Origin of the sequence: Microbulbifer aggregans, assembly GCF_001750105.1 — a bacterium.
GTDB classification, from domain to species: Bacteria; Pseudomonadota; Gammaproteobacteria; order Pseudomonadales; family Cellvibrionaceae; genus Microbulbifer; species Microbulbifer aggregans.
This window is the reverse complement of the sequence record NZ_CP014143.1, coordinates 2,498,365-2,522,582: the sequence shown is the minus strand read 5'-3', so window position 1 is coordinate 2,522,582 and position 24,218 is coordinate 2,498,365. Positions and strand designations below refer to the sequence as shown.

Annotated in this window: 19 protein-coding genes and 3 tRNA genes; 7 read left to right on the top strand and 15 right to left on the bottom strand. The window is 55.3% G+C overall.

Annotation, left to right across the window (positions count from 1 at the left end; genetic code table 11):
- Positions 1–263 precede the first annotated feature (263 nt).
- Positions 264–983: a DUF4197 domain-containing protein gene (locus tag AUP74_RS10935; protein ID WP_193427336.1), complete on the bottom strand. Its 720-nt coding sequence runs from the start codon at positions 981–983 to the stop codon at positions 264–266.
- A 222-nt stretch (positions 984–1,205) separates the two neighbouring features.
- Here AUP74_RS10935 and AUP74_RS10930 point away from each other — a divergent pair.
- From AUP74_RS10930 to AUP74_RS10920, 3 genes are all read left to right on the top strand, one after another.
- Positions 1,206–1,281 (top strand) — tRNA-Val (locus tag AUP74_RS10930).
- A gap of 47 nt (positions 1,282–1,328) precedes the next feature.
- A tRNA-Asp gene (locus tag AUP74_RS10925) sits at positions 1,329–1,405 on the top strand.
- A gap of 699 nt (positions 1,406–2,104) precedes the next feature.
- Positions 2,105–3,196 (top strand): PaaI family thioesterase, encoded by a 1,092-nt coding sequence (locus AUP74_RS10920; protein WP_069947597.1) that lies wholly within the window; start codon positions 2,105–2,107, stop codon positions 3,194–3,196.
- Positions 3,197–3,205: 9 nt separating this feature from the next.
- On the opposite strand, the gene AUP74_RS10915 is transcribed toward AUP74_RS10920, so the two are convergent.
- From AUP74_RS10915 to ccmA, 9 genes are all read right to left on the bottom strand, one after another.
- On the bottom strand, positions 3,206–3,640 hold the full coding sequence (locus AUP74_RS10915; RefSeq protein WP_069947596.1) for an OsmC family protein: 435 nt from the start codon (positions 3,638–3,640) through the stop codon (positions 3,206–3,208).
- A gap of 180 nt (positions 3,641–3,820) precedes the next feature.
- Complete coding sequence (locus tag AUP74_RS10910) at positions 3,821–4,429, bottom strand: IMPACT family protein (RefSeq protein WP_069947595.1); 609 nt, start codon at positions 4,427–4,429, stop codon at positions 3,821–3,823.
- On the bottom strand, positions 4,392–4,976 hold the full coding sequence (locus AUP74_RS10905; protein WP_069947594.1) for a DsbE family thiol:disulfide interchange protein: 585 nt from the start codon (positions 4,974–4,976) through the stop codon (positions 4,392–4,394). The genes AUP74_RS10910 and AUP74_RS10905 overlap by 38 nt, the downstream gene beginning before the upstream one ends.
- A 24-nt stretch (positions 4,977–5,000) precedes the next feature.
- Positions 5,001–6,986, bottom strand: a complete 1,986-nt coding sequence (locus tag AUP74_RS10900) for a heme lyase CcmF/NrfE family subunit (RefSeq protein WP_069947593.1) — start codon at positions 6,984–6,986, stop codon at positions 5,001–5,003.
- Positions 6,983–7,432 carry a cytochrome c maturation protein CcmE gene (gene ccmE, locus AUP74_RS10895; RefSeq protein ID WP_069947592.1) on the bottom strand — a complete coding sequence of 150 codons (450 nt, stop codon included), beginning with the start codon at positions 7,430–7,432 and terminating at the stop codon, positions 6,983–6,985. Before ccmE ends, AUP74_RS10900 begins: the two co-directional genes overlap by 4 nt.
- A gap of 64 nt (positions 7,433–7,496) precedes the next feature.
- Positions 7,497–7,721: a heme exporter protein CcmD gene (ccmD, locus tag AUP74_RS10890; RefSeq protein ID WP_069947591.1), complete on the bottom strand. Its 225-nt coding sequence runs from the start codon at positions 7,719–7,721 to the stop codon at positions 7,497–7,499.
- 4 nt (positions 7,722–7,725) lie between these two features.
- Entirely contained in the window at positions 7,726–8,493 is a 768-nt protein-coding gene (locus AUP74_RS10885) for a heme ABC transporter permease (RefSeq protein ID WP_069947590.1), read from the bottom strand.
- 16 nt (positions 8,494–8,509) lie between these two features.
- The gene (ccmB, locus tag AUP74_RS10880) at positions 8,510–9,229 is read right to left on the bottom strand and encodes a heme exporter protein CcmB (protein WP_083260937.1); all 720 of its coding nucleotides are present in this window, start codon (positions 9,227–9,229) and stop codon (positions 8,510–8,512) included.
- Positions 9,216–9,896 (bottom strand): cytochrome c biogenesis heme-transporting ATPase CcmA, encoded by a 681-nt coding sequence (gene ccmA / locus AUP74_RS10875; protein ID WP_226999764.1) that lies wholly within the window; start codon positions 9,894–9,896, stop codon positions 9,216–9,218. The genes ccmB and ccmA overlap by 14 nt, the downstream gene beginning before the upstream one ends.
- 229 nt (positions 9,897–10,125) lie before the next feature.
- On the opposite strand from ccmA, the gene AUP74_RS10870 reads away from it, so the two are divergent.
- Positions 10,126–10,815 carry a 2OG-Fe(II) oxygenase gene (locus AUP74_RS10870; protein ID WP_069947589.1) on the top strand — a complete coding sequence of 230 codons (690 nt, stop codon included), beginning with the start codon at positions 10,126–10,128 and terminating at the stop codon, positions 10,813–10,815.
- A 6-nt stretch (positions 10,816–10,821) separates the two neighbouring features.
- Here AUP74_RS10870 and AUP74_RS10865 read toward each other — a convergent pair whose 3' ends face one another.
- The 3 genes from AUP74_RS10865 to AUP74_RS10855 all read right to left on the bottom strand — a co-directional run bounded on the left by AUP74_RS10865 (position 10,822) and on the right by AUP74_RS10855 (position 13,450).
- Entirely contained in the window at positions 10,822–12,573 is a 1,752-nt protein-coding gene (locus tag AUP74_RS10865; RefSeq protein ID WP_069947588.1) for a SpoIIE family protein phosphatase, read from the bottom strand.
- Between the two features lie 11 nt (positions 12,574–12,584).
- Entirely contained in the window at positions 12,585–12,929 is a 345-nt protein-coding gene (locus tag AUP74_RS10860; RefSeq protein WP_069947587.1) for an STAS domain-containing protein, read from the bottom strand.
- Positions 12,930–13,267: 338 nt separating this feature from the next.
- On the bottom strand, positions 13,268–13,450 hold the full coding sequence (locus AUP74_RS10855; protein WP_069947586.1) for a PA3496 family putative envelope integrity protein: 183 nt from the start codon (positions 13,448–13,450) through the stop codon (positions 13,268–13,270).
- 480 nt (positions 13,451–13,930) lie between these two features.
- Here AUP74_RS10855 and AUP74_RS10850 point away from each other — a divergent pair.
- Positions 13,931–14,006, top strand: a tRNA-Arg gene (locus tag AUP74_RS10850).
- A gap of 325 nt (positions 14,007–14,331) precedes the next feature.
- On the opposite strand, the gene AUP74_RS10845 is transcribed toward AUP74_RS10850, so the two are convergent.
- On the bottom strand, positions 14,332–16,821 hold the full coding sequence (locus AUP74_RS10845; protein WP_083260936.1) for a VOC family protein: 2,490 nt from the start codon (positions 16,819–16,821) through the stop codon (positions 14,332–14,334).
- Between the two features lie 152 nt (positions 16,822–16,973).
- The gene (locus AUP74_RS17070) at positions 16,974–19,640 is read right to left on the bottom strand and encodes a thrombospondin type 3 repeat-containing protein (protein WP_083260935.1); all 2,667 of its coding nucleotides are present in this window, start codon (positions 19,638–19,640) and stop codon (positions 16,974–16,976) included.
- A gap of 1,866 nt (positions 19,641–21,506) precedes the next feature.
- Here AUP74_RS17070 and AUP74_RS10825 point away from each other — a divergent pair.
- The gene (locus tag AUP74_RS10825) at positions 21,507–22,625 is read left to right on the top strand and encodes an amidohydrolase family protein (protein WP_069947581.1); all 1,119 of its coding nucleotides are present in this window, start codon (positions 21,507–21,509) and stop codon (positions 22,623–22,625) included.
- 22 nt (positions 22,626–22,647) lie between these two features.
- The gene (locus AUP74_RS10820; RefSeq protein WP_069947580.1) at positions 22,648–24,138 is read left to right on the top strand and encodes a hypothetical protein; all 1,491 of its coding nucleotides are present in this window, start codon (positions 22,648–22,650) and stop codon (positions 24,136–24,138) included.
- Positions 24,139–24,218 lie beyond the last annotated feature (80 nt).

Here is a 24,218-nt window from a genome sequence, read left to right as displayed (position 1 = left end):
TGTGGGCCTTTTTTGTATATGGCGGATCGGCGTGCAAGAACCCCCGTTCGACAAATTCGCCGGGAGCGAATTTGGACGCCGTAGCGCAGCGAAGGCGCCCGCAGGGTGAGCGCCACGGACAAATTTGTCTGGAACGAATTTGGACAGCTTTAGCTGGCCGAAGGCCGAGCCACAGGGAAGTGGCGAGTCATTGCCCCCATCAGTCCCGCCCGAAATTCACCTATGCGCCTGCTACTCCTGCCTAATCAGAGGTAGGGCAACCACTACCCCTCAGCACCCCCAAACACCTGCCCAATCAACAAACTCCCCCGCGCCACCGGATCCTTGCGAATCAGAGTTTCCTCCTCACCGATTCGGGTGAACAGCTTCGCCATACTCTGGTCAATGACGTAACGCTCCAGGTCCAACTCCGGCTTGCCGGCAACAGGCAATTTCTCATAGGCAGCCAGCAGACCTTTGTACTGTTCGTAGAATCCGGTTTTCCGTAAATTCTCTTCGACGATTGGCTGGTAACGCAGGCGCAGAGCAGCCTCTGTTTGCCGGCGGAAATAGTCTGTCGCTGCTGTGTCACTGCCACGGACGATGCCTAATGCATCGTTGACAGTCATCCCGGTGATCGCCTGCTTGAACACCGGCGCGGCCTCTGCCACAGCCTGTTCCGCCCCCCGATTCATTGCGTCCTGCAGCTGGTCCACGTAACTGCCAAGTCCGAACTGGCGCAAGCCGTCTGCCACAGGCCGGGCTGCAGAGGGCAGTGACAGATTAAAAGCACCGACCTGTGACAGGCCCGTACTCGCGCGATCGGTACTGGTGTACAGCGTCTCTTTGATTCCGCGCGCCAGCTTGGAATCGGTGTCATAACCGGCATTCTTCACCACCTGGTTACCCACATCGATCCAGGGGGAGACCGCTTCCATGTTCTGGCAACCAGGCAATACCAACAGCCCCATCACCACAGCTAAAGACTTCATGCGCAGCTTCATGCTCTCTCTCCTCAAACTCAATTCGGGAGATATTACCGCAGCGAACAAAATGCGTAAGTGACGGGCTTCCAGCTTCCTGCTTACAGAGCGCCAAGTCGGCCCATCCTCGATCAGTCATGCCTTTTCCCCCAGGGCCGTAGCCATCTGAAATTTGCTGGCAATCTTTTTCCCCGCAAGGCATTGACTCGAAAATTTTTGCCAGTAAGATACGCAGCCCTTGACGGGTGGTTAGCTCAGTTGGGAGAGCGACGGCCTTACAAGCCGTAGGTCACAGGTTCGACCCCTGTACCACCCACCACTTCCCTTCACCTGCCAGGCAGGTTAAAACGGGGAAGCAAGGAATGCGGACCGGTAGTTCAGTTGGTTAGAATGCCGGCCTGTCACGCCGGAGGTCGCGGGTTCGAGTCCCGTCCGGTCCGCCATATACAAAAAAGGCTCACACGAAAGTGTGGGCCTTTTTTGTATATGTTGGATCGGCGTGCAACAAAATTGTCAGGAACAATTTTGGACACCGGAGCATGGCGACGGTGCCCGCAGGGTGAGGGCCCGGACGGCCCGAATCAGTACCCCCGTTCGACAAATTCGCCGGGAGCGAATTTAGACGCCGGAGGCGCCCATCAGTCCCGCCCCGAACTCATCAGCAGACCTGCTACCCCAACTCGAAAGTGTTGTCTTTATGCACCTGGGCCATCAGCAGACTGGAACCCCCGTTCGGCAAAACTGCCTGGAGCAATTTTGGACGTCGCAGGCATCCGCCGGGTGGGCGCCTTGGACAAATTCGCCTGAAACGAAATTGGACAACTTCACTTGGCCGAAGGCTGAGCCACAGGAAAGTGGCGAGTCATTGCCCACCCATCAGTCCCACCCCGAATCCACCCATGCCCCTGCCCGCCCCACCCACGCAACAACAGGTATAAAGCTCAGATGTAAATGGTGGAGCTGCTATTTGCCTTTCGAGCCGATTCCCCGATCAACCGGGCTAACCAAAAACCCGGTTGATGGAACACAGCCCCTAAGCTCCCCGTCACTAGTCACTCACAACCGCTACACCCCCTAATGCGATCAATTAACACCTCCAATGCCGCGACGCTATAAATACGTGAATAACCGCGGAGAGACCTATGCCCAGCATCATCGAAGAACCCCACCGGGGCGCCATCGCTGATCTTCGGGCGCTGCAGCAGCCCGGGCTCGACACCTTTCGGCGCTATATCGGTGGCGCACTGCCCCATCCGCCCATATGGCGACTGACTGGCATGCGGCCTACTGAAGCGGGCCTGGGCAAGAGCACTTTTTCCATGCCCATCACACCGTGGCTGGCGGACGGCACCGGCATTTATTGGGGTGGCATATACGCACTGTTTGCCGACTCCCCATTGGCATCCGCCATCTGGACCACCATGCCGGCAGGAAAGGTGCTTACCACTTCCGAACTCAACATGAACTTTGTGCGGCCCCTATCCGAGAAAACCCGTAACATCATCGGCCATGCCAGCACCGTCCACTCGGGTAGCCAGGTCGGGCTCTCCACCGTCTTGATTACAGACCAGGATGGACGCACCCTGGCTTTCGGTAGTTCACGCTGTCTGATTGCAGACTTCCCGGTTGATCCCGAGGAAGAATTTCCTGCCCCGGACACGGGCCCTACCGCACCGGAAGACCCCTACTTACGCGAAGTTCCGGAGAGTGATTTTTGCAAACTGGAAGAGTTTGGCGGATGCAAACCCATCGACCTGCAGCAAGCAACAATCCATGAGGGGCGCACCCACCCCATATGGCTTTTTACCGGCTATCGAGCCACTGACATTCAGGATGGTTTTTGCCAGTCCACCCTGCCCTCTTCAGCCTGGTTTTCGAACGGCAGCTTCTCGATCAACGGAGGACTGCTCGCCTGGGCAGCAGATTTCACGATGGGTGGCGCGGTCTATTCCACGCTATCTGCGGGCGATATTTTCGCCACTCTGGATATGCACATTCGCTTCACCCGCCCTGCGACTATCGATTCTGGCCCGCTCACGCTGACCAGCAAGGTTCTACACCGCGGGCGGCGATTACGGGTATCGGCCTGCGACATCGATAATGCGGAGGGAAAGCGGGTGGCAATGGCGACCGGCTCAGCACTTGTGATTCCCGGCGGTGCGAAAATGCTTAGTGACGGGATGAAGCCCGAGGAAATCATCACGATTGCCACCGCGCAGATGAACCAGCCGTGATCTGATGGCCTAGGCCGTGGTGATGTTGGCCTCGAGTGTCACTTCGCCGGAGAGCGAGGCCGTAACGAGGCAGTGTGACTCTGACTTTTCCAGCAGGCGTCGAGCCTTATCCTCATCCTCGCCCGCAGGGATACGAAGATCCGCATGAATCCTAAACGCCGTAAAGCGAGCGCCGCCTTCTTTTTTCTCAAGGGTACCGTCCACGGTGCAGTCCAGATGCACCCAGTCGAGCTTGGAATGACGAGCAATCGCCCGGAAGGTGAGCACGAGGCAATCGGCTACAGCCCCGATCAGCAAATCTTCCGGCGACCATCGGTCACCGGGGCCATCAAACTGTTTTGGCGGGGCGGTTGCAATCGGCTCCAGGCCCTCTGCCACTACCTCGACGTCACCCTCTTTGCCGGCTTTCGCGGCAACCCGATAATGATGGGGAAAATCCTGCATGGCCAGCTGACACCTGAAAACTTTTACTTCGAAATGTTCTTTCAGACTAGGCGCGACCGGTTTAGCCCGCAAGTAAGCTGGAGAGGGGGAGAAAGATAGAGCGGGGAAAGCGAAAAACAGGCTTACCCAGTAACTCCGGATAAGAGGGCGGGAGGTAACTCACTACCGCACCAACAGGGCTCAGGGATGCGCGGGCACTTCGAGAACCGATACTCCCTCCGCCTCCAACTGAAGACGCAAGTCACCCCAGCGGTCCTGGGGAAGCTCCACAGGAATAGTTACGGCTTCGGAATACTCGGCTTCACCACATCGGCCCCCGGCCTGATCAATCAGAAACCGCAATCTGGATTCCTGGGAGAAATCACAGCGGATGGCCACCTGAACCACGGGAACAAAGGGCTTCAGCCTGACCTCTTGCAGTGCCGCGCCAACCGCACCGCGATAGGCACGCATCAGGCCTCCCACCCCCAACTTAGTACCACCGAAATAACGGGTCACAATTGCGCCCACATTGCCCACTTCCTGCTTCAGTAGCAGCTCGAGCATGGGCCTGCCCGCGCTGCCGCCGGGCTCGCCGTCGTCGTCAGAAATCATCACTTCAGGGTTGGCGGGATTGCCGATCACAAGCGCGGTGCAGTGGTGGCTTGCATCAGGATACTGGCGGCGTACAGCATCCAGCTGCTGGAGAAAAGCCGCCTTATCCTCTACCGGGCCCAGCCAGCAGATAAAACGGCTCTTTTTGTCTTCAGTTTCACTGACAACGGGAGAGTAGGGAATCCGATAACTCACCGGAAAATTCACCCCAGGTCTGGTTCTGCAGTTTTTCGTACAGCGGCTGCAGCTTGGTCTGCCAGACGCGATCATCCACCACGCCCACATGCTTACAGCGAATCACCCCCTCGGCATCGACGAGGAAGGTCTCGGGCGCGCCGAACACGCCCAGATCCAGGGCGAGCTTTCCCTCGCGATCCGCAACGCTGAACAGATAAGGATTATGAAATTTCTCCAGCCAGCGCCGCGCCTCGGCATCATCGTCCTTCAGATTGACGCCGACGATGGGAACGCCCTGCTCTGCCAGCTGATTCAGGTAAGGGTGCTCCACCCGGCAGGCAATACACCAGGTAGCCCAGACGTTCATCAGCAACGGTTTTGCCGGCAGGTCAGATTTCTTTACCAGCGTTTCCCCGTCGGACACTTTTGGCAGTGAGAATTCCGGCACAGGCTTGTTGAGCAGTGCTGAGGGCATGTCCTGCGGGTTGAGCGACAACCCGCGCCAGAACAGCAGCGCCAACGCAGCAAAAATGATCAGCGGCAAAAACAGTTTCAGTCGCGCCACGGTTCCCTCCCCAGTTCGATCCAATCAGGCCGCTGCCGGCACCCCATCCAGCGCCGCAGCGCGTGCCGCCTTTACTTTGCGATAGCGCTTGTCCGCCACCGCAATGCCGCCGCCAAGCGCCATCAGCACCGAGCCCAGCCAGATCCACACCACGAAAGCCTTGTACTGCAGCCGTACCGCCCAATCACCATTGGGGTTGCTCTTGTCGATCGGCTCGCCCAGCGCAACGTACAGATCGCGGAACAGCCCGGTATCAATGGCGGCCTCGGTCATGGTATTGCCGCCGGAGAGATAGTTGCGCTTCTGCGGATGCAGCTCTGCCACCGGCTTGCCGTCACGTGTCGCGAAAAGCACGCCCTCAAAGGCACGGTAGTTGGGACCCTGCACCTGGCGGACGCCATCAAAGCGGAAATTGAAACCCGCTACTTCATGGGTGTCACCCGGGGTCATACGCACGTCCTTTTCGACGCTGTACACGGTCGTCAGGGCTACACCGAGTACGGAAACCGCCAAACCGATGTGGGCCAGATGCATGCCGAAATAGCTGGCGCGCTGGCGACGCAGGCCCGCCAGCAGACTGGGGGCATTGCGGCTCTTGGCGAGGATATCCGCCACACTTGCCGCAGTCACCCAAGCACCGATAAAGACACCGAGCACCGCCCCCCAGTGGAAACCACCGAGAACAAACGGCAATGCCAGGCCAGCCACGACAGCCACCACCAACGGCAGCTGCCAGGTGCTGAGGAGTCGATCCCAGCGGGTATCTTTCCAGTTGGCGTGAATGCCAAGCCCCAGCAGCAAACTCAGCACCGCCATCAGCGGCACGAAGAACAGATTAAAGAACGGCGGGCCCACGCTGATCTTGCCCCAGTTGAGCGCATCGGCAACCAGTGGGTACAGGGTGCCGGTCAGTACCATGCCCATGATCAGGACCAGCAGGATATTGTTGCCCAGCAGGAAAGTTTCCCGGGAGCGGAAAGAAAAGACACTGCCCGCGCTCACCGCCGGTGCCCGCAAGGCAAAAATCAACAGCGACACGCCGACAACAATGGCGAGGAAGGCGAGGATAAAACCACCCCGCAGCGGGTCGGTGGCAAAGGCGTGCACGGAAGTGAGCACGCCGGAGCGCACCAGGAAGGTACCCAGCAGGCTGAGGCTAAACGAGAAGATCGCCAGCAGGATGGTCCAGCTCTTGAACAGGCCGCGCTTTTCCGTCACGGCAAGGGAGTGCATCAACGCCGTGCCGACCAGCCAGGGCATGAAAGAGGCGTTCTCAACCGGATCCCAGAACCACCAGCCGCCCCAGCCCAGCTCGTAGTATGCCCACCAGCTCCCCAGCGCGATACCCAGGGTCAGAAAGGCCCAGGCTACGGCGGTCCAGGGCCGCGCCCAGCGCGCCCAGGCTGCATCCAGTTGGCCACCCAGCAGCGCAGCAATGGCAAAAGCAAAGGCCACGGAGAAGCCCACATAACCCATATAGAGCAGCGGGGGATGGATAATCATGCCCGGATCCTGCAGCAGCGGATTCAGGTCATTGCCCTCGGTGGGAGGGAAAGGCAGCAGCCGGTCAAAAGGATTGGATGTGAGCAGAATGAACAGGAAGAAGCCCACCAGTACCACACCGAGCACCGACAGCACACGCGCTACCAGCTCCGCGGGCAACTGGCGGCTGAACAGTGCCACGGCTGCGGCCCAGCCAGCCTGGATCAGCAACCACAGGAGAATGGACCCCTCGTGACCGCCCCACACCGCGGTGATCTTGTAATAGACGGGGAGAATGCTGTTGGAGTTGTGCGCCACGTAGGCCACAGTGAAATCGCTCTGGACAAAGGCGATCGTCAGGCACACATAGGCCACGGTGGTAAAACCGAGCACACCCAGTGCCAACGGTCGACCGGAGGCCATCCAGAGTGGACGCGTCGCATAGCTGCCAACCATCGGCACCACGGCCAGTGCCAGCGACAGCAGCAAGCCAATCAGCAGCGAGAAGTGCCCGAGCTCCGCAATCATATCTTCGCTCCGTTCGCGCAGCTCGCTTCCGCCGCCATGGACTCGGCCACCTCCGGCGGTGTGTAGTTTTCATCGTGCTTGGCCAGCACCTGATCCGCGCGCACCCGGCCATCCTGCATCAGGCGCCCGGTCACAACCGCGGCCTCGCCCTCGGCAAAGAGATCCGGCAGGATCTTGTCAAACACCACCTCCAGCTCGGCCTTGCCATCGGTGAGTGCAAAGCTGACATCGAGGCTGTCGTCAGCACGCTCAATACTGCCGGGCACCACACATCCACCGGCGCGAATGCGCTTTTCAAACGGCACCTCACCGGCAACAAAGGCACTGGGCGCGTAGAAGTAATTCATATTGTTGCGCATGGCGTAGGTGACCAGCGCTACCGCTGCGGAGGAAAGGGCCACCAGGACCAGAACCAGAATCAGGCGCTGTTTGCGAACGGGATGCATCGTTGTCTACTAGCTCCGAGTAACTGTAAAAATCCTGTCAAAAAGGGGACGGGCGGGGATCCGCTCAGGCGGGCTCAGCCGCTTTGGACTGCCGCCCCTCCACAGCGCGGCGACGGGCCTCGATCCGCTGCTGGCGCTCGAGCTCCTTTTTCAGTCGCCGGCGCTGGAGCCGCGGTTGTAATGCCATGGCAGCGAGCGCGAGAAAGGTCACGCCGTACGCCGCCCATACAAAAGGACCATGTCCGTCCATATGCAGAAATGCCGCCAGGCTTTCGAACTGAAACTGCATCGCCCTACCCTTCCTTGCTCTCGGTGGTGATGGATTCGCCCTGCATCAACTGCTGTACCCAGTTGGTCCGCCACTCCCGCTGCAGAATTTTCTCGCGCGTATGGGCAATCAGGGTCCACGCGTAGAAGCAATAGAAACCGATGATCATGATCAGCAGCGGGTAGAACATGCTGGGGTCGATGCTGCTCTTTTCGGTCAACTTGATGGTGGCCGGCTGATGCAGCGTGAACCACCAGTCAACAGACTTGTAGATGATCGGGATATTGACCGTACCCACCAGGGCCAGCAATGCGCAGGCCTTGTCCGCCACCTGCTCGCGGCTGAATGCCCGCGCCAGGGCGATCACCCCGATGTAGAGGAACAACAGAATCAGCATGGAAGTGATTCGGGCATCCCACACCCAGTAGGTGCCCCAGGTGGGCTTGCCCCAGACTGCGCCGGTGAAGAGCGCAATAAAGGTGAGAACCGCTCCGATCGGTGCCGCCGCACGCATCACTACGAAGGAAAGCTTCATCTTCCAGATGAGACCGATGGCACCACTGATGGCCATGATGTAATAGCCGGCCAGGGCCAGGAAGGCGGCGGGGACGTGAATATAGATGATGCGGTAGCTATTGCCCTGCTTGGCGTCTTCGGGCGCAAACCCGAGTCCCCAGACGGAACCCACGCCGATCAGCAAAACACTGGCCAGCGCCAGCCATGGCATCCAAACACTGGTTTTCTGGTAGAACCAGCGCGGTGAACCCAAGCGGTGAAACCATTGCCAGGCCAAGGGGCATACCTCCAGATTAATTGTCCAGGCTGATGCGGATCGCACCCGCAGCTGCCAACGGTGCCAGGGCGGTTCCGGCGGCGAGCAGAGCCGCAAGAATGGCCAGTTGCGGGCCGTAAGCATAGCCATCGACCGCCGCCTGTACAGCGCCGGTGCCGAAGATTAACACGGGCACGTACAGCGGCATAACAATCAGCGCCAACAGCAGGCCCGCCCGCCGCAATGCCACGGTCAGGGCCGCCCCAACCGCACCAATCAGGCTCAGGCTGGCAGTGCCCAGTAGCAGGGATAGGAAGAGTGACAGGTAGCCGTCATCGGGAAGGTTCAGCATCATCCCCAGCAACGGCGACAGCAGCGCCAGCGGCAGGCCTGTGACCAGCCAGTGCACTGACACCTTGGCCAGCACGGCGAAATACAGGGGTTGGGGTGTGAGCGCCAGCTGCTCGAGAGAACCGTCCTCAAAATCTGCCCGGAACAGGCTCTCCTGGGATAACAGGGTCGCTAACAGCGCGACCACCCAGATCATCCCCGGTGCCAGGCGCGCCAGCAACTCCGGCTCAGGGCCTACACCGATGGGCAGCAAAGCCAGCACCGTGACAAAAAACAGCAGCGGATTGGCGATATCGGCGCGGCGCCGCAGGGCCAGCAGCAGCTCGCTGCGGAAGAGCGGAGCAAACCCCGGCACAGTGCGGGCTGCGGGCGCGAAGCTTTGGGCCGTGGTTTCAGGCGAGGACATCGGCGCCCTCCTGATCAAACGCGGCCAACGCCGAGCTCGTGAACTCGCTCAGGTTCAGCGTACACAGCCCCGCCAGAGCCACTGGCTGGTGAGAGGTAAACAGGATGCTGCCGCCACGACTCAGGTGACAGGCCATCTGTCCCTGCAGCCCGGAAACGCCGGCGACGTCCAGCGCCGCCAGCGGCTCATCGAGAATCCACAGTGGTGGTGCCGCAGGCAGGAACAGCCGCGCGAGCGCGACCCGCCGATTCTGGCCTGCGGAAAGCTGCTGGCACAGACTGTCCTCAAAGCCGAAGAGGTCTACCTGTTCCAGCGCCCGCATCGCGTCATCGCGACTGGCACCATACCAGGCCAGATTCTCCAGTGGCGTAAGGCCGCGCCGGACCCCTGCCCCATGGCCGATGTAAAGCAGGTGTGACCGAAGCTCCTGCAGGCCGGCCGGGAATGCGCGGCCGTTCCAGCTAATGTCGCCTCTATGGTCAGTGGCGCTGCCGATCAGGGTCCGCAGCAGGGTGGTCTTACCGGCCCCGTTCGCGCCCTCGATCTGCAGCGCCTGGCCGGGCCCCAGGTCAAAGTCCAGCCCCGCAAACAACACGCGCCCGTCCCGCTCACAGGAGAGCTGGCGGACTCGCAGCGATGGGGCGGGAAGTGACTTTGGAGCCATCATGAAGGGGCATGCCGAATTGATGAAAAACTGAGCGGCATTATACCGGCTGTGACAGCAATTGCATGAAAATCCTATTTCAGCGCCTATCCGGTTAGCGCCCGTCTCTTTGCGTGTTATCGCTTGTAATTGGCCCTTGACAAAGAGTCTGGTACTTTTGAGAGGTCGGTTTCAAGTACCCGTGGCCCAGAGCATATCTGGCCAACCTATCCTCGAAACAAGAGACACAATAATGACAACGATCTCTGCAGATACTTGCCAGTACCTGACGCTGCCGGCCCTGAACCAGGAAAAACTTTTGGTCAGGTCCGAACCATTTTCCTTCCTGGTTGCCCGCAACCTGCTCCCACGTGACTCTGTTGCCGAACTTCAGGAACATTTTCCCAAACTGAAGGGCGCCGGGTATCTTCCCTACGAAAAGGAGGATTGCGGGGAGAGCATCAATCAGCTCATTGAGGAAATGACCTCGACAGAGTTTGCCAACGCTCTGGGCGAGCACCTGGGGATCGACAACCTAGCTCAGTACCCGACCTTCATTTCCATTTCCCGCAGTCTGAAAAAACGCCACGGCAATATTCACACAGACGGGAAATCCAAGATTGCCACCGCTTTGCTCTATCTCAACACTGACTGGCCGACGACGAGCGACGGCTGCCTGCGCCTCCTGAAAAGTATTGATGATTTCGAGGATACGGTGGTGCCGGAGATCAAACCCGAGTACGGCACCCTGGCGGCCTTCAAGCGGGCAGACAACTCTTTTCACGGCCACCTGCCCTACCAAGGTGAGCGTCTGGTCATTCAGGTAGCCTGGCTGGTCAGCGCAAAAGACAAGGCACGCAAGGCAAAGCGCGGCCGGTTTGCGCACAAACTGAAAGCCCTGTTGGGCAGGCTTGGGGGCAAAAGTGACGCCGTGACAACCTGAGCGATTCTAGCCCGGCACCCGGAGAGAGAACTCCGAGCCGCCCGGTCGAAGGCGACCATCGCCGTCGACCGGCCCCCACTCGAGTACCGCCCTTACACGGCTACTGCCATACTGCACTTCCAGGATCCTGCAGAACGATCGCAGCAACGGCAGCCCCCGGCCCGCATAGTTTCCTCGCCGGGACCAGTTGGCCGGAAAGCCCGAGCCGCTGTCATCCACAACCACCTCGAGCACACCGCCAGCCCCCCGGCCCTGACACCGTACAGCCACCTGTATCCAACCGTGCCGCAAGTCACGGCGACGACGATGGAGCTCATGATAGTACTCGGCAAAGCCCACCTCCGAGGCTTTCATCGCACTGTCCAGACCGATGACACCATGCTCCAGCGCGTTGCGGAATAACTCCCCCAATACGACCGTCAGGGCATCACGGAAATGGGCTGCTCCGGGAGTCTGGGCCAGTACATCGAGAAGTGGCGGCAGGGGGTCCGCGTCGCGGAGCTCCTGCGGACCCAGCGTGAACTTTACCGACCACTCCCCCACCCGGCGAACCGGCAAACGCGGGCAGACCGGCGCTCGCATTGCTGCCTCGGCAAACGCCGCTCCGAAGCGCAGCTCCACCAGCGAAAGATCATCCGCCTGGCGGGCAGCGAAGCGGAAAGCCTCATCGAGGATGCGATCGAATCGCTCCTCCTCATCTTCAATGCGGGAAACCGCTTCCACGATCCGTCGCTGCCCAAGCACCTCACCGGCAGCAGACCGCAGCTCGGACAGACCATCACTCCACAGGTAAAGCGTGTCATCGGCCTCTACCGGGATATGAACGATAGCCGACGCCGCATCTATTTCCGCCAACACCCCGAGCGGTAACTGGCGAGACTCCAGCTGCCGGACGCGCCCGGATCCTCGGCGTAGACAGGCGCTGGGCATACCGCCATTGAACAGCCGCAACCGTCGCTTGTGCGTATCCAGCTCGAGCAATATCGCGCAACAGAACATGTTTCCCGGCAGAAGACGGTGCAGCTTTCCGTTTAGCTCCTGAAGAATGCGGACAAGAGAAAAGCCCTTCGGCACCATGGAGTAGAAGACCGACGTCAACGGCACCGTACCGATAGCGGCAGCCAGTCCGTGGCCGGTAAAGTCCCCAAGCAGCATGACCAGCTTGCCACCCGGGCCCCAGGCGGCGGCCACAACGTCGCCGTTCAGCAGTGCCTGCGGTGACAGGTGATGCCGGATCGCCCGACTCCCGTTGAGGCAGCTTTCCCGGCTCAGGTTGCTGAACATCCGCCTGACCGATGCCTGCTCTTGTAGAAAGCCGTCATTGCTCTGCCGGAAATGATCCCTCTGGGCCAGCAGAGAGGAGCCAAAGCGGGCGAGCCTGCCGAGGGTCTCCAATTTCAAACGCACATCACGCGGGTCGTAGGGTTTCGCCATTATCTCGTCCGCCCCCATCGCCAATGCCCGCTCGAGAAGCCTGTCGCGCTCGTCGCCAGCAAGAATGGTGGGTACGGGCTCCATTCCCGCCAGCGCGCGCAATCTGTCCAGCTCACCGGGCTCGCTTTCTGCAGCAGCACCAGGACCGATGAGGACCATACTGGGTTTGCGGGTGGTAAAACTGCTGAGGGCAGCCGCCATATTGCGCTCAATAGCAATGGCAACTGTGGCAAGCTCCGACGATTCCTCTGCGGCTGTCCGCAGCGCGCCCGCCAACAGCGAAGCTTCGCTCTCAACCGGCTCCACGATCAATAATCTGAGCATGGACGCCACAGTCAGCGGATATCGAACAGCTGATCGAAATTTGATACTTCGAGGATGGTTGCCACGTGCTCGTTGGCATTCAGGAGGGAGACCGCACCCGATGAGACTTCGGCCTCAGCGCCAAAGCAGTGGTCACGAAGCAGTAACAGCATACCCAGGGCTGCACTATCGAGATGCGTGGCCTGGGCGAGATCGATACTGAAGCTCGAAGGCTGCTCAGGAAGAGCGCTATAGCTGTCGAGGAAATCGCGGTGCAGATTGAAGTTAAAAGCACCGTAGACCCGGATTGTCAGGTGACTCCCACACGAAGAGAGTTCCGAGGTCACCCTCGGTGCATCGGATGTATAGCTCGCCATACGGAAGTTCCCTTTCCCAGGCCGATTCACTCTTGAACCTTATTGAAAACCTACGCTGTTTTTTATTATTTTGCGTCGGCTTTGTTGGCGCCGAATTCCGCCCACAGGGATCGGATTCGACTTGTTATTATTTTTCAGGGCCATAGACCCGCAGTCGTTACCTGCCAAGCTGGCCGATTCCTGACCGCGGTCAATGGAATGAGAGCTGGCTCGAGTCGCCCCGCATCCAGACTCTCAAATACTGGGACGGACGGGGCCCAGAACCCCTCAGAAATTTTTATCCTGCCGCCAGCCAAAATGACAAAGGGCGCCGTCTCCGGCGCCCCCTGCTTCTCTCATCAAAACTCGAAATCGTAGTCCATGAGTTCGCGCCTGAGGCGCATTTCTTCCAGTCTGTCCTCTACCATCCGACGGGCATCCGTAGGTGGTTGGGACGTTGCCTGACGAAGGACTTCGTTGGCAATCTGGGGGATGTCATCGTGATCAAAATCAAAGTCTTTTTCGTTAACGTTGCCGCTCATACGAAACTCCAAAATCTCGATCTGCCAGAGGCAGAAACACCCTTGTTGTTTTTGTTATGCAACTGCAGATTAATCAGCTCCTAGATGCGCGGTCAAGAAAAATTTCTTCGGGGAAACAACTTTATTCCGGAACCAGGAGCCACCGGTTAGAGACGGGAAAAACGTTTTCTTTCCTACGCCCCTTTCAGCGCCAAAATAGCGCTATTCCGTGACGTATTTACGACAGTTTTTCGACTGGAGTATGAAGATGTAGGACCGGCAAAAACGTTACCTCACCGCCGCCACTGTTACCGTGAGTTACACCCCTGTGAGGACTCCGCCAGCTGACCGAACTTCCAGCAACCTCACCCCTCCACTGACGGCTCCGATCTCGCCGCGAAAGCAGCGGGCCTCCCCCATGACACAGGCCGCTGATGGCGCTAGAATAGCCCCCCTCCTTTGGCAGGACAGCTCCATTGTTGTCACCCAGAGCCAAAGCCTGCCCCCGTCGGTTAACAGGATAAACCACGGACCTCCTAAGTCCGCACTGCAGGTTCGAGTCCTGCCGGGGGCGCCAACTCAGCTCTTTGCACCAAGCTTTACGAAGGGCGTATTGGCTGCTGCCTTCCAACTTCAGCAGATAAACCTCAGCGCGACAGCCAGTCCTCAGCAAGTTGTTATAGGAGCCTTACACGAGCCGCTATCACTAGCCCGGGATAAGCGCAATAGGCCCAAGGAATGGCGGAGCAAGACTTAACTCTAGGTCGCCACAGACCCTCGCTTCTTATGTATTTTTACGGGTCACACCCCCATTCCCTGTTGCCATAGTTTCCTGGGAGCAGTGGAAGAGCAGAGACCGCACACCAAAGCGGCCTCACGATCACCGCCAATAGCAAGCAGTACTACTGATTACCGTGGCATACCATGCAGCCATTATTCGAACCAGCATACGTATCGGAATAACCGTCGCCTCCGAACGATTCGAACTTGGCTAGCATTCTATTGGGGTTCGCCCGCTGCGCTTCAACAAAGTCATACCAAGCCCATTCTTCATAGCGAGGTTGAGCCGCAACCACCTCGAGCTGGGCTATGTACTCGTCTCGCAGACCATTACGCGCATAAAGTGATGCCAGAGCATACTCGAGGCCCGGGCGAATGAAAGGTGCCTTCTTCGTATTAACGGTAAAGTAGTCAAGGTCCCCGTCAAAACTCATAGCCCATAGAAAATCCTCTAGCATCCGCTGTGGAAGGCCAGTGTTCATTGGGAAGTCTGCAACGATCCCCATGAGCGTCAAGATCACACCGACGTTAATAGCTTCCAGAGTATTTGGATTTCCTGCAGTCTCGGCAAACTCTAGGATCTCCCAAGCTTTTGCAACGGCAAGCTCCTCATCGCCAGCGATACGAGCCGACGTCAGATCGTTGGACAACCCGAATGCTATTGCAGGGATATTGCCTGGATTGAGCTCCTCGGTACGAGCGAAATCGGCACCAGCATGGAGCTCTGGATACACCAGGTATTCAAATACGCCGTTTTCAAGTCCCATACCGTTCTTACCGATGGCTCGATACTCATACATCCGTGCTAGGTTGTACTTGTACTCGTCCGTCATGGTGGAAGCATCCCCCTCGGCAAGCTGGATCGCCTTCGATATATATCTCATTGAGTGCTCTCGCTCACTCTTGCGACCATCTTGCAGGCCAAGGAAAAACTCTACTGTGGCACAGTCAAAACGCTGCTCAGCAGTTTGGAAGATAAGGGGAGTGCCACATCGCTCGGACGCGTAGAGGGCTTGATGCCGTGGAGCAGCCTCTAGACGAGGCACAGGCACTGGGAGCCCAGTATCGCCGCAGAGGACAGGCTCGAACAACCGCTCGCCGTAAAAGGATTCTGGAGTTCCGTCGCACATCTCACCAAGCGGCAATGACTCCCGGCCCGCACCCGAACCATCCCCCAGCCGTGCAGGTCGATCCGCCCAGCTGTATTGAACAAGTTCGATAATTGTTCCATCGGGATCTTCGAACGCGACACTACGCAGTTCCTCGAACGGCACTGGCTGTGTGACTGGTGACGAGTAGAACGACACCCCCTGCTCCTGCAGGATTTGAATGTCTTGATCAAGATTGGTCGTCTCAATCGCTAGCCGGGATATTCCGAGGTGGTTCGCCTCTTCATACGGACCACTACTACTGCTTGTCTCGACGAGCGTCACTTCGCGGAGATTTCCAAGCGATAGCGTATCAGGCTGATTCGCACGCTCTTTGAGTCGAAACCCCAAGTTTTGGTAGAACTCTAGAGAGGACTGGTAGTCGCTAACATAGATCGTGGGCCCAGCAATACCATGGGCATAGTCTGCTGAAGTATTCGTGGGGCCTGCGCGCTGAATGAGCATTACCCCAATGCCATCTGGATCCGTCAAGGTAATCGCCAACGGATCACCATACAATTCAGAGACGACATCGTAGGAGACGCCGACAGCGTCGAGTGACGCCATATCCGCGACGAGGTTTTCCGTGTCCAGTGTTAGGCCTGTCATTCCGAGCGCCACACCAGTATTCACAGGCTCCGAATCATAAAGGGTTATGAACTGATTAAGCTCGACGACAAACCCATCGTCCAGCACCATAATGGCCGACTCTACTTGATAGGGGGCAAGATTGAGTGCTTGTGCCTGATCTGGATCGCTGATATCGAGCGTGCTCTCCACCGAGCTTTGGAAGCCAAGCCGTTCATAGAAGGCTTTAGAAGATTCAATATCGCTGACATTGATAGAGTAACGTATCAGCTTACGGGTATTTATCTTAAAGGGGGAACCCGTACCATAAAGCTCCTGGTCATCGTAAGTCCCGTCACTGTCGGTATCTGCCGCAACTGAAGACATACCATAGAGCGTTTCTGCAGCATCGCAGATACCATCACCATCAGTATCGACTTCATCAAATCGGCATAGAAACGTGTCTGGGACCTGAGAGATAAGATAGGTGCTGCCATCGTGGACATGCTGTTCAAATTTTGGCGTGTAATCCCGCCACACATCTTGAAAGCCAACCTGAGATATCTGCATCTTGTAATAATTATCGGAAGAACCTTCCGGCACCACGATTGCCATCGCCTCTGAAGGAGGAACCTGTTCGGCATAGGGGTCAAAGAAAAATAGGCCATTAGCATTTGTCGAGGCGTGATAGCCGGTCAAGGTCCCAGAGGGAGCTTCTGTTGCAACCTTGTTTGCTTCACAACCATCTCCTGCACACTGACCATATGCAACAATATCTGCACCGCTAATTGGAGAGCCGCTTGTATCTTGGACCCGACCAACAGTACAACCAACAATTAAACACACAAGAGCAGTGGAAATCATGGACCAACGAAGGGCTTCTTCTAATGTTTTCATTACATTTCCGATATGTGGTTCGCTGAATAATCCATTTAATAAAAAGACAGCATTAGATTCTTAGAGAAATTGCTTGCTGCCCATAAAATGATTATAAAAAATCATAATAAAGAGGCGATGAAGGTAGAACATCATCGCCTCACTGACAGATGTTAATCTTTTCTTCCTAGAGTAGGAATTAGTGACTGATCAATATTTTTGACCTGAAAGTATCTTGGAAGTTTATTATTAACACCTTTTTCCATTGATAAAACAGGAGATTCAATGGTGCTCTGCATGAACCTAATTACCAACCTACCATCTTTGTTAATTTCCTCATAATTGAGATGTTTTCCATCCCTACCTTTAAGGGTAAAGTTGAAATCAAAGACTCCCTTTTCAAACTGAATCTCTCTAACAAATTCAAAGGGTGGCTTGATCGGGCAAGCATCAATGGGGCAGATCGGCGGCAAATCAACATCAAGATTTGGAATAACCGGGATAACCTCAATGGCATAACTCTCAAAGGGTCGGAGGCAATCTAAGGGATCGGTTCGATCCTTATCGTAAGGGCAGCCATCTTCATCATTTGCCAAACCATCGCCGTCTATATCAGGATCACACCCATCTGGGGTTCCATCATTGTCTAAATCACCACCATCAAACTTTCCTACACACAAATCACAAGCATCACCCACACCGTCGCCATCACTATCTTCTTGGTCGTTTTGCGCAATCAAGGCACAGTTATCACATGCATCACCAAAAGAATCTCCATCAGAATCAATCTGGTCACCATTAGGATGCAAGGGGCAGTTATCTAGAGGATGGTACTCGCAATTCTCAGGAAAACGAAAGCTCGGGTTACCGACAAAATCACAAACCCTTTTAACATCAGCAACACCATCATTATCATCATCACTATCACAGGCATCGCCAATATCGTCAGCATCTCTATCCCCCTGGTTAGGATTCGAGACTCGCGGGCAATTGTCCCAATAATAGGCGACCCCATCATTATCACTATCGTCACAAACATCACCGACCAAGTTATTGTCACTATCCTTTTGGTCAGCATTGGAGATATCAGGACAATTATCCATTGGAGCAAATACTCCATCACCATCGCTATCGGAGATGGTCAAAACGTTCGTAGAAGTTATACACTTTGAACTATTATTCACCCTTGTTCTCGAAACACCTTCGATCTTTTTCGGCATCACAGACACCCAATTCCCACCTGAGTCCTGCCGCTCGACTTCAAAATGAAGGTGCTTTCCAAATGCCTTACCCTTGTCTGAAATCTTGCCTAGAGGTTGCCCCTGAGAAACCCAGTCGTTATCACTAACATGGATAGGATTCATGTGAGCATATGTACTTCGAATATCTAATCTATTTCCATGTGTATCCCAATGTTCAATCCAGACCTGACCATTTGAAAAATTCACATCTGTAACACGTCCTGGCAAGATTGAAACAGCCTCGGCTTGCGCCCCTACACGGTTAAAGTCGATTGCATAATAATCACTACCGAGATGGGTATCTTCACCATAGTAGTTACCATGAAATCCATTTCCACAGCGAACACTAATGTAGGTTAACTCATCTCCACTGGCATATGATCTTCCATTCTTCCATGGTGCTTTTATGCCATGATCATCACCCAAAAAATAGTTAATGGCATCACTCTCTGTATCACTAAGGCAGAACTCGGAGTCCGGCAACTCTGGATCAGTTACACATACACCCTGACAGCTATTTCTATCGCAAATTTTCATTCCACTGTCTAGATCCAAACCCAACCCTGAAGCCACTTGGTTGGAGGCGTTTGCATATGATGAATCTATCGATAGCCCAACATCATGCCATGACCAACCTAAAGGATTTTTTCTTACAATAAGCTCCAGCCGCGAAAGACTATTCAAACCCTCCCACCCAGCAAGCACAATTGAATGCAAATTTCCATTATTACTGGCAAGAGTCAGATTTTCTGGCCTTTCGATAGAAACAGAATCGGGGATATTCGACTGTAAGTAGTCTATGATTTTGCCGCGATACTCCGGGACTTCAGACCCACGAACAAAAAACCTCCCCCCTACAGGAGCAAGCAAATTATTAAGAGCACTCAAATCTTTCTTTTCTATTGCCAACTCAATCTTTTCGTATAATTCCTCTAAGCTAGCACTGATCCAAGCTGGCCTCCTATTAGCTCTCATGTCAGCAGTGATAGCAGCAGTCAATTCCAAGTAAGAATTTAGATCAATATCATGCACCCCTACAAAATCTTCACTTCTTTCCCGAAGAACCAGAGAAACTTTTTCAGAAAGACTGAGATTAGCGTTTTTCAATGCGAATTCATTTACATCTAAAAGGAAAGCTGCATCCCACTCCTGAATAGGCCTGTCTATGGTATACCTTTCCAGTATATCCAATGCTCTTTCATTTTGAGCCTTATTGAGCTCATACAATCTTTCATAGACGAGAGATTTATGCTTAAGATCTAAAGATACAAAGTCTTCTCTGATCACGCCCTCCAATAAAGATGCCGCCTCTTGACTGCTTCCATTAAGTGAAAGCTGTCTAGCCTTTTCAATGTTGACGAACGGGACATATTCACTTTCAGGATGATTCCTCAAATACTGCTCTAGAAGATCTATATTTCTACTATTCCTTCCATAGGCATTATTTACAGATATTGCTTGCCGCAGATGCTTCCAAGATTGACCTGCGTCACCAGAATCAACATTAGCTTCCAGCTGTTCGATATAAAAAATCTTTGAAGTGCACGACACAATACAAAACAGTAATACTGAAAACCCCACCACCTTAAGAATTTTCATTTTTTATCCTTTTAGAGGTTAAATTTTCCATTTATTTAAAGGAGCTTAGCAACATTTAAAAACATACAATTTCTTACTGATATTATTACGTCTAAGTAACTACGAAGCGCTTATTCACAGCCCCATTTTTTCTCGTCTCACATCTTACGATAAAGGTTGCTAATTAAGTCTTTTATAATTTTTTTAGTTTACGGTAAAGTAATTGCTATGTTTTAAATACTTTTGGCGTGAATAACCTCGCAGCCAGACACATAATTATCATATGGTGACAACTACCTTCTCGAGAATCTCCTGTCACTTTCAGGAGTGAGACGCTACTTAAAAACCCCGCATAATACGGAGATGACAAGTTAGGTCGCTCCTCAGCACAGTTACACAGTGCGGGGACCGAAGAATCAAGAAATGACACATGCCGAAACTCGGATTACCAAGGTTCTGACGGAAGATAAACGGAACGGCCGGTATACGAAATGTTCCGAGAGAATGGCATCGCCCATGCATACCTATTACTACTAAAAAGGCAAATATAGAGGCATCGAGGCTTCCGAATTCAAGTACCTGAAGAAGTTAGATGAATAGAACCGCCGCCTGAAGTCCTTGTATAGCTACCTTTCTCCGTAGCATCGGCCTATCTACGAGATCATTGAAAAAATGTAGTAAAGCCAGAGGGCTGGTGTGAGCTTGTGGACCATGCCTTGCAAGACATAGCGGCCTCAAGATGGCCTGGGTGGTGTCACGCATGGGTGAACATGGCCAAATATTAGATGCCCAAGGACTCTATTCTTGTGTGCTACTTTAACCAGGATATTTACACCACCACCGGCAAACGCCCTGCTTACTCATAAGGTCCCAACAGTCTTCGCTAAGGCTAGGAAGGCCTGGTGTCGCTGAAAACGACTCGGTCGAGCCCCTGACACTAAAACTCAACGACGGCACCGATACTGGTGATAAACGGAACAATAGCACCAGCTACACCTTTGCCCACCCTTTTCGCCTAAATGATTGGCTCCGAACGTGCACTGGGCTATAGGACTACCCATCAGTCCCGCCTAACTACGAGTAATTGTGTATGCCGACGACGTTGTGAAAACCGGTGAAGTCATAGTCGAATACTACTGCCCTTACTCAACTGATAGTTACAAATGCGAGCTCTGCAACGACTTGGATGACGCTGGTGATGCCCCCGACGATCCCGGCAGTCTTGGTTGTACGCCCGCATGGAATGCGACTGTCACCGTACCGGTACAACGCCTATTTCCGGTGCTTCTGAATTAGCTGGTAATACCTCGGATGAGAACTGCGATACTGCCCAGGCATGTGACCCCGATCATGACAGGAAGAGCCACTGCCAGTATCAGGTTGAGTTGCCGGGGGTACTGGTAAATAGCGGTGAAGGCGATGCCATCATCAATGAACCGCTCAATCGGACACCAGTTGAGGACATTAACCTCGGGTAACAGCCGCCCTGGGAGAGGTGGATGAGTGACCTAACGAGTGGATTTGCGGTTATACGCCCTCCGGTCGCTGCTAAAAAACATAATAAATCAACAGGTTATGACCTACCTGGATGAGGGGGGGGCGGGAAACGGTACGGGATATGAGATGATGGAGACATTGATGGGTTTTCTCGGCCTGGTCCGAACCAAACTCCGGTTTTATCTACGTTACACGCTATCTATTGGGTTCTGGCGAAAGCGTCATTTGGCCCTCTGCCACGCCCTGACTCCCTAATCCCCACAACCCTCCTGAGCGTCTTCTATCCTGATCAGGCCCCTCAATCCGTCTGGGCTTCGGGGACTGTCTGCGCTGCCGGCACCGGCAACAGGCAAACCCTCCGGAAGGGAAACAGCGAAAAGGACTTCGATCATGGACCTACGGTTTCTGGCAACGGGCACCCTGCTCGCCCTGGCGCTCTCGATATCGGCGAACACACCGGCTCAGGAGCAGGGCTCGGATGATTACTTGTTCAACGATTCCCACTTCCACCTGACCAACTATGTGCAGAAAGGTACGCCTATCGAGAAGTACATGGAGATCATGGGGAATAAGGTTGGCCGCTCGACCCTGTTCGGCATCCCCCTGCAGCAAACCTGGTCTTACGAAAATTCCGGCGACTATGCGCCTACCTACTATCTGCAGTCCGATGCCCCGCTGTATTACTACTCATTCACCGATGCATTTATCGCCAATGCGTACCTGTCCCTGCCGGAAGAGCAACGGGCACGCCTGGACCCGATGATTACCGGCTTCAACCCAGCGGACATGTATGCGGTGGACCATATCCGCCGGGTACTGGAAACCTATCCCGGAGTCTTCTCCGGTATCGGTGAGTTCACTATTCACAAGGAATTTGTCTCCCCCAAGGTGGCTGGTGATGTCGCCAGCCTTACCGATCCGGCGCTGGACCGGGTGTTTGATTTTGCCGGCGATGTCGGACTGGTCGTCATTCTCCATAACGATATCGACATTCCCTTCGCCAAGGAGGGCGCGACGCCCGTCTATCTGGAGCAGATGAAGGAGACGCTCAGAGATCATCCGGAGACTACGATCATCTGGGCCCACACCGGTCTGGGCCGGGTTGTCCATCCCGCCCAGGCCTCCGCCAGTTCAACGGAGCGGAGCCCGCGCCACCTCGAAATTGTCGAGGGGATGCTCCGGGATCCCAAGCTCAAACATGTCAATTTTGATATCTCGTGGGATGAAGTCGCCAAATATGCCATCGCCTCCCCGGAAGCGATCGAACGTACGGCGAGGCTACTGAACAAATATCCCGACCGCTTTCTGTTCGGCACCGATAACGTGGCCCCGGCAGACCAGGAAACACAGCTGAAGGTCTTTCATATGTGGGACCCGGTATTCGCAAAGCTGACGCCAGAGGCGAAAGAGAAGATCCTCAAGGGAAACTATGATCGCCTGTTTGATGAGGCGCGACGCAAGGTTCGAGCCTGGGAGGCCAAGAACGTCAAGCAGAAAGGAAGCAACTGATTCGCTACAGCAGGGAGTGCTTATGCGACGCAAAACCCAATCACCGATACTGTTGCTCGCGATTCTCGCAATCGCCGGCACGCAGGCATGGGCTGCTGAAGAGCAGCGCCAGGATTCGGAGACCGAGGCGCGGCTGCGGGAACTGGAAGCCCGGCAACAGCAACTCGAAGTCGAGGTCCGACGTCGCGACGCACGTATCGAGCAGCTGGAATACGATGCGGCTCATCGCGGCAACAAGATCCCAGCCCAGCCCCGAGCATCGCAGATCAGCTACGACGAACCGGAGCAGAAAACCTGGGGAAACTACGAGCCAGGCAAGGGTTTCGTCCTGCTGCGCTCCGACCTGGGCGAGGTGAACTTCTCGATCTACTCCTATGTCCGCTACCTGGACCAGAACGATCTCGAGGATGAATACACAGACTCCTTCGACCGCACGTTTGATGTGCTCATCCTGAACCAGATGCAACTGCAAAAGGTCAATTTAACCTTCAAGGGTTGGATCTTCGACCCCAAGTTCCAGTACCGCTTCTACACCTGGACCAGTAACTCAAACCAGGGCCAGTCCGCCCAGGTAGTGGTGGCCGGCAAGCTGTCTTACGCATTCGATGAGCACTTCAACCTTGGTGCCGGCATCGATGCTTTGCCCACAACCCGCTCCACCAACGGCACCTTCCCAACCTGGTTCCGGACCGACCACCGTACCATCACTGACGAATTCTTCCGGGGTTCGTATACGACTGGCATCTTTGCCTGGGGAGATATCACCGAGAAGTCCGATTACCGCATCATGCTCGGCAATAATCTGAGCCAATTGGGTGTCAGCGCCGATGAGCTCGACGACCACTTCGAAACCCTTTCCGCGGCGGTCTGGTGGATGCCCACTACTGGCGAATACGGGCCCGGCAACGGCTTCGGTGACTACGAGTTCCATACCGAACCCGCCACCCTGTTCGGGCTGCACTATACCCACAGCCGCGAGGATGCGCAGGGCCAACCCGAAGTGAACAGCTTCGACAACAGCCAGATCCGGCTGTCGGATGGCACTCGGATCTTTTCTCCCGATCCCTTCGACGTCGGCATCAACATTCGTCGCGCCACCTACCAGATGGCAGCCCTCAATGCCGGGGTGAAGTATCGCGGCTACTCTCTCGACGTCGAGTACTACTACCGGGAAGTCGATAGCTTCTCAGCTGTCCTGCTACCGGACGCAGAACCCGATGCAATGCTGCCGGTAACACGACTCACCGACCACGGGCTGCAGATCCAGGCCTCCACTATGCTCGTGCCAAAGACCCTGCAGATGTACCTATCCGGATCCAAGATCAACGGAGAGTATGGCGACCCCTGGGACATGGCCTTTGGCCTCAAGTACTACCCATTCAAGCGACGCGAGGTGCGCTGGACCACACAGCTACTGTACCTGGATGATTCTCCGGTGGGTTACAACAGTGTGCCCTTCGCCCTGGGCGGTAACGGTGTCGTGCTCAATACAGAGTTTGAACTCGCCTTCTGAATAGCCCCGTATCGTTGCAGTCGCGGCTGACTGCAGTTAATGCCAAGGGCATGTATGACGCAGCCACCGGAGAAAGCAAA

Bases quoted from the DNA above. Each gene is read 5' to 3' on its own strand.
- AUP74_RS17070 (WP_083260935.1), bottom strand. From the start codon at position 19,640: ATGAAAATTCTTAAGGTGGTGGGGTTTTCAGTATTACTGTTTTGTATT.
- AUP74_RS10860 (WP_069947587.1), bottom strand. From the start codon at position 12,929: ATGGCGAGCTATACATCCGATGCACCGAGGGTGACCTCGGAACTCTCT.
- ccmE (WP_069947592.1), bottom strand. From the start codon at position 7,432: ATGCATCCCGTTCGCAAACAGCGCCTGATTCTGGTTCTGGTCCTGGTG.
- AUP74_RS10820 (WP_069947580.1), top strand. From the start codon at position 22,648: ATGCGACGCAAAACCCAATCACCGATACTGTTGCTCGCGATTCTCGCA.
- ccmD (WP_069947591.1), bottom strand. From the start codon at position 7,721: ATGCAGTTTCAGTTCGAAAGCCTGGCGGCATTTCTGCATATGGACGGA.
- AUP74_RS10845 (WP_083260936.1), bottom strand. From the start codon at position 16,821: ATGAAAACATTAGAAGAAGCCCTTCGTTGGTCCATGATTTCCACTGCT.
- AUP74_RS10920 (WP_069947597.1), top strand. From the start codon at position 2,105: ATGCCCAGCATCATCGAAGAACCCCACCGGGGCGCCATCGCTGATCTT.
- AUP74_RS10915 (WP_069947596.1), bottom strand. From the start codon at position 3,640: ATGCAGGATTTTCCCCATCATTATCGGGTTGCCGCGAAAGCCGGCAAA.
- ccmB (WP_083260937.1), bottom strand. From the start codon at position 9,229: ATGTCCTCGCCTGAAACCACGGCCCAAAGCTTCGCGCCCGCAGCCCGC.
- AUP74_RS10870 (WP_069947589.1), top strand. From the start codon at position 10,126: ATGACAACGATCTCTGCAGATACTTGCCAGTACCTGACGCTGCCGGCC.
- ccmA (WP_226999764.1), bottom strand. From the start codon at position 9,896: ATGATGGCTCCAAAGTCACTTCCCGCCCCATCGCTGCGAGTCCGCCAG.
- AUP74_RS10865 (WP_069947588.1), bottom strand. From the start codon at position 12,573: ATGCTCAGATTATTGATCGTGGAGCCGGTTGAGAGCGAAGCTTCGCTG.
- AUP74_RS10935 (WP_193427336.1), bottom strand. From the start codon at position 983: ATGAAGCTGCGCATGAAGTCTTTAGCTGTGGTGATGGGGCTGTTGGTA.
- AUP74_RS10855 (WP_069947586.1), bottom strand. From the start codon at position 13,450: ATGAGCGGCAACGTTAACGAAAAAGACTTTGATTTTGATCACGATGAC.
- AUP74_RS10825 (WP_069947581.1), top strand. From the start codon at position 21,507: ATGGACCTACGGTTTCTGGCAACGGGCACCCTGCTCGCCCTGGCGCTC.
- AUP74_RS10900 (WP_069947593.1), bottom strand. From the start codon at position 6,986: ATGATTGCGGAGCTCGGGCACTTCTCGCTGCTGATTGGCTTGCTGCTG.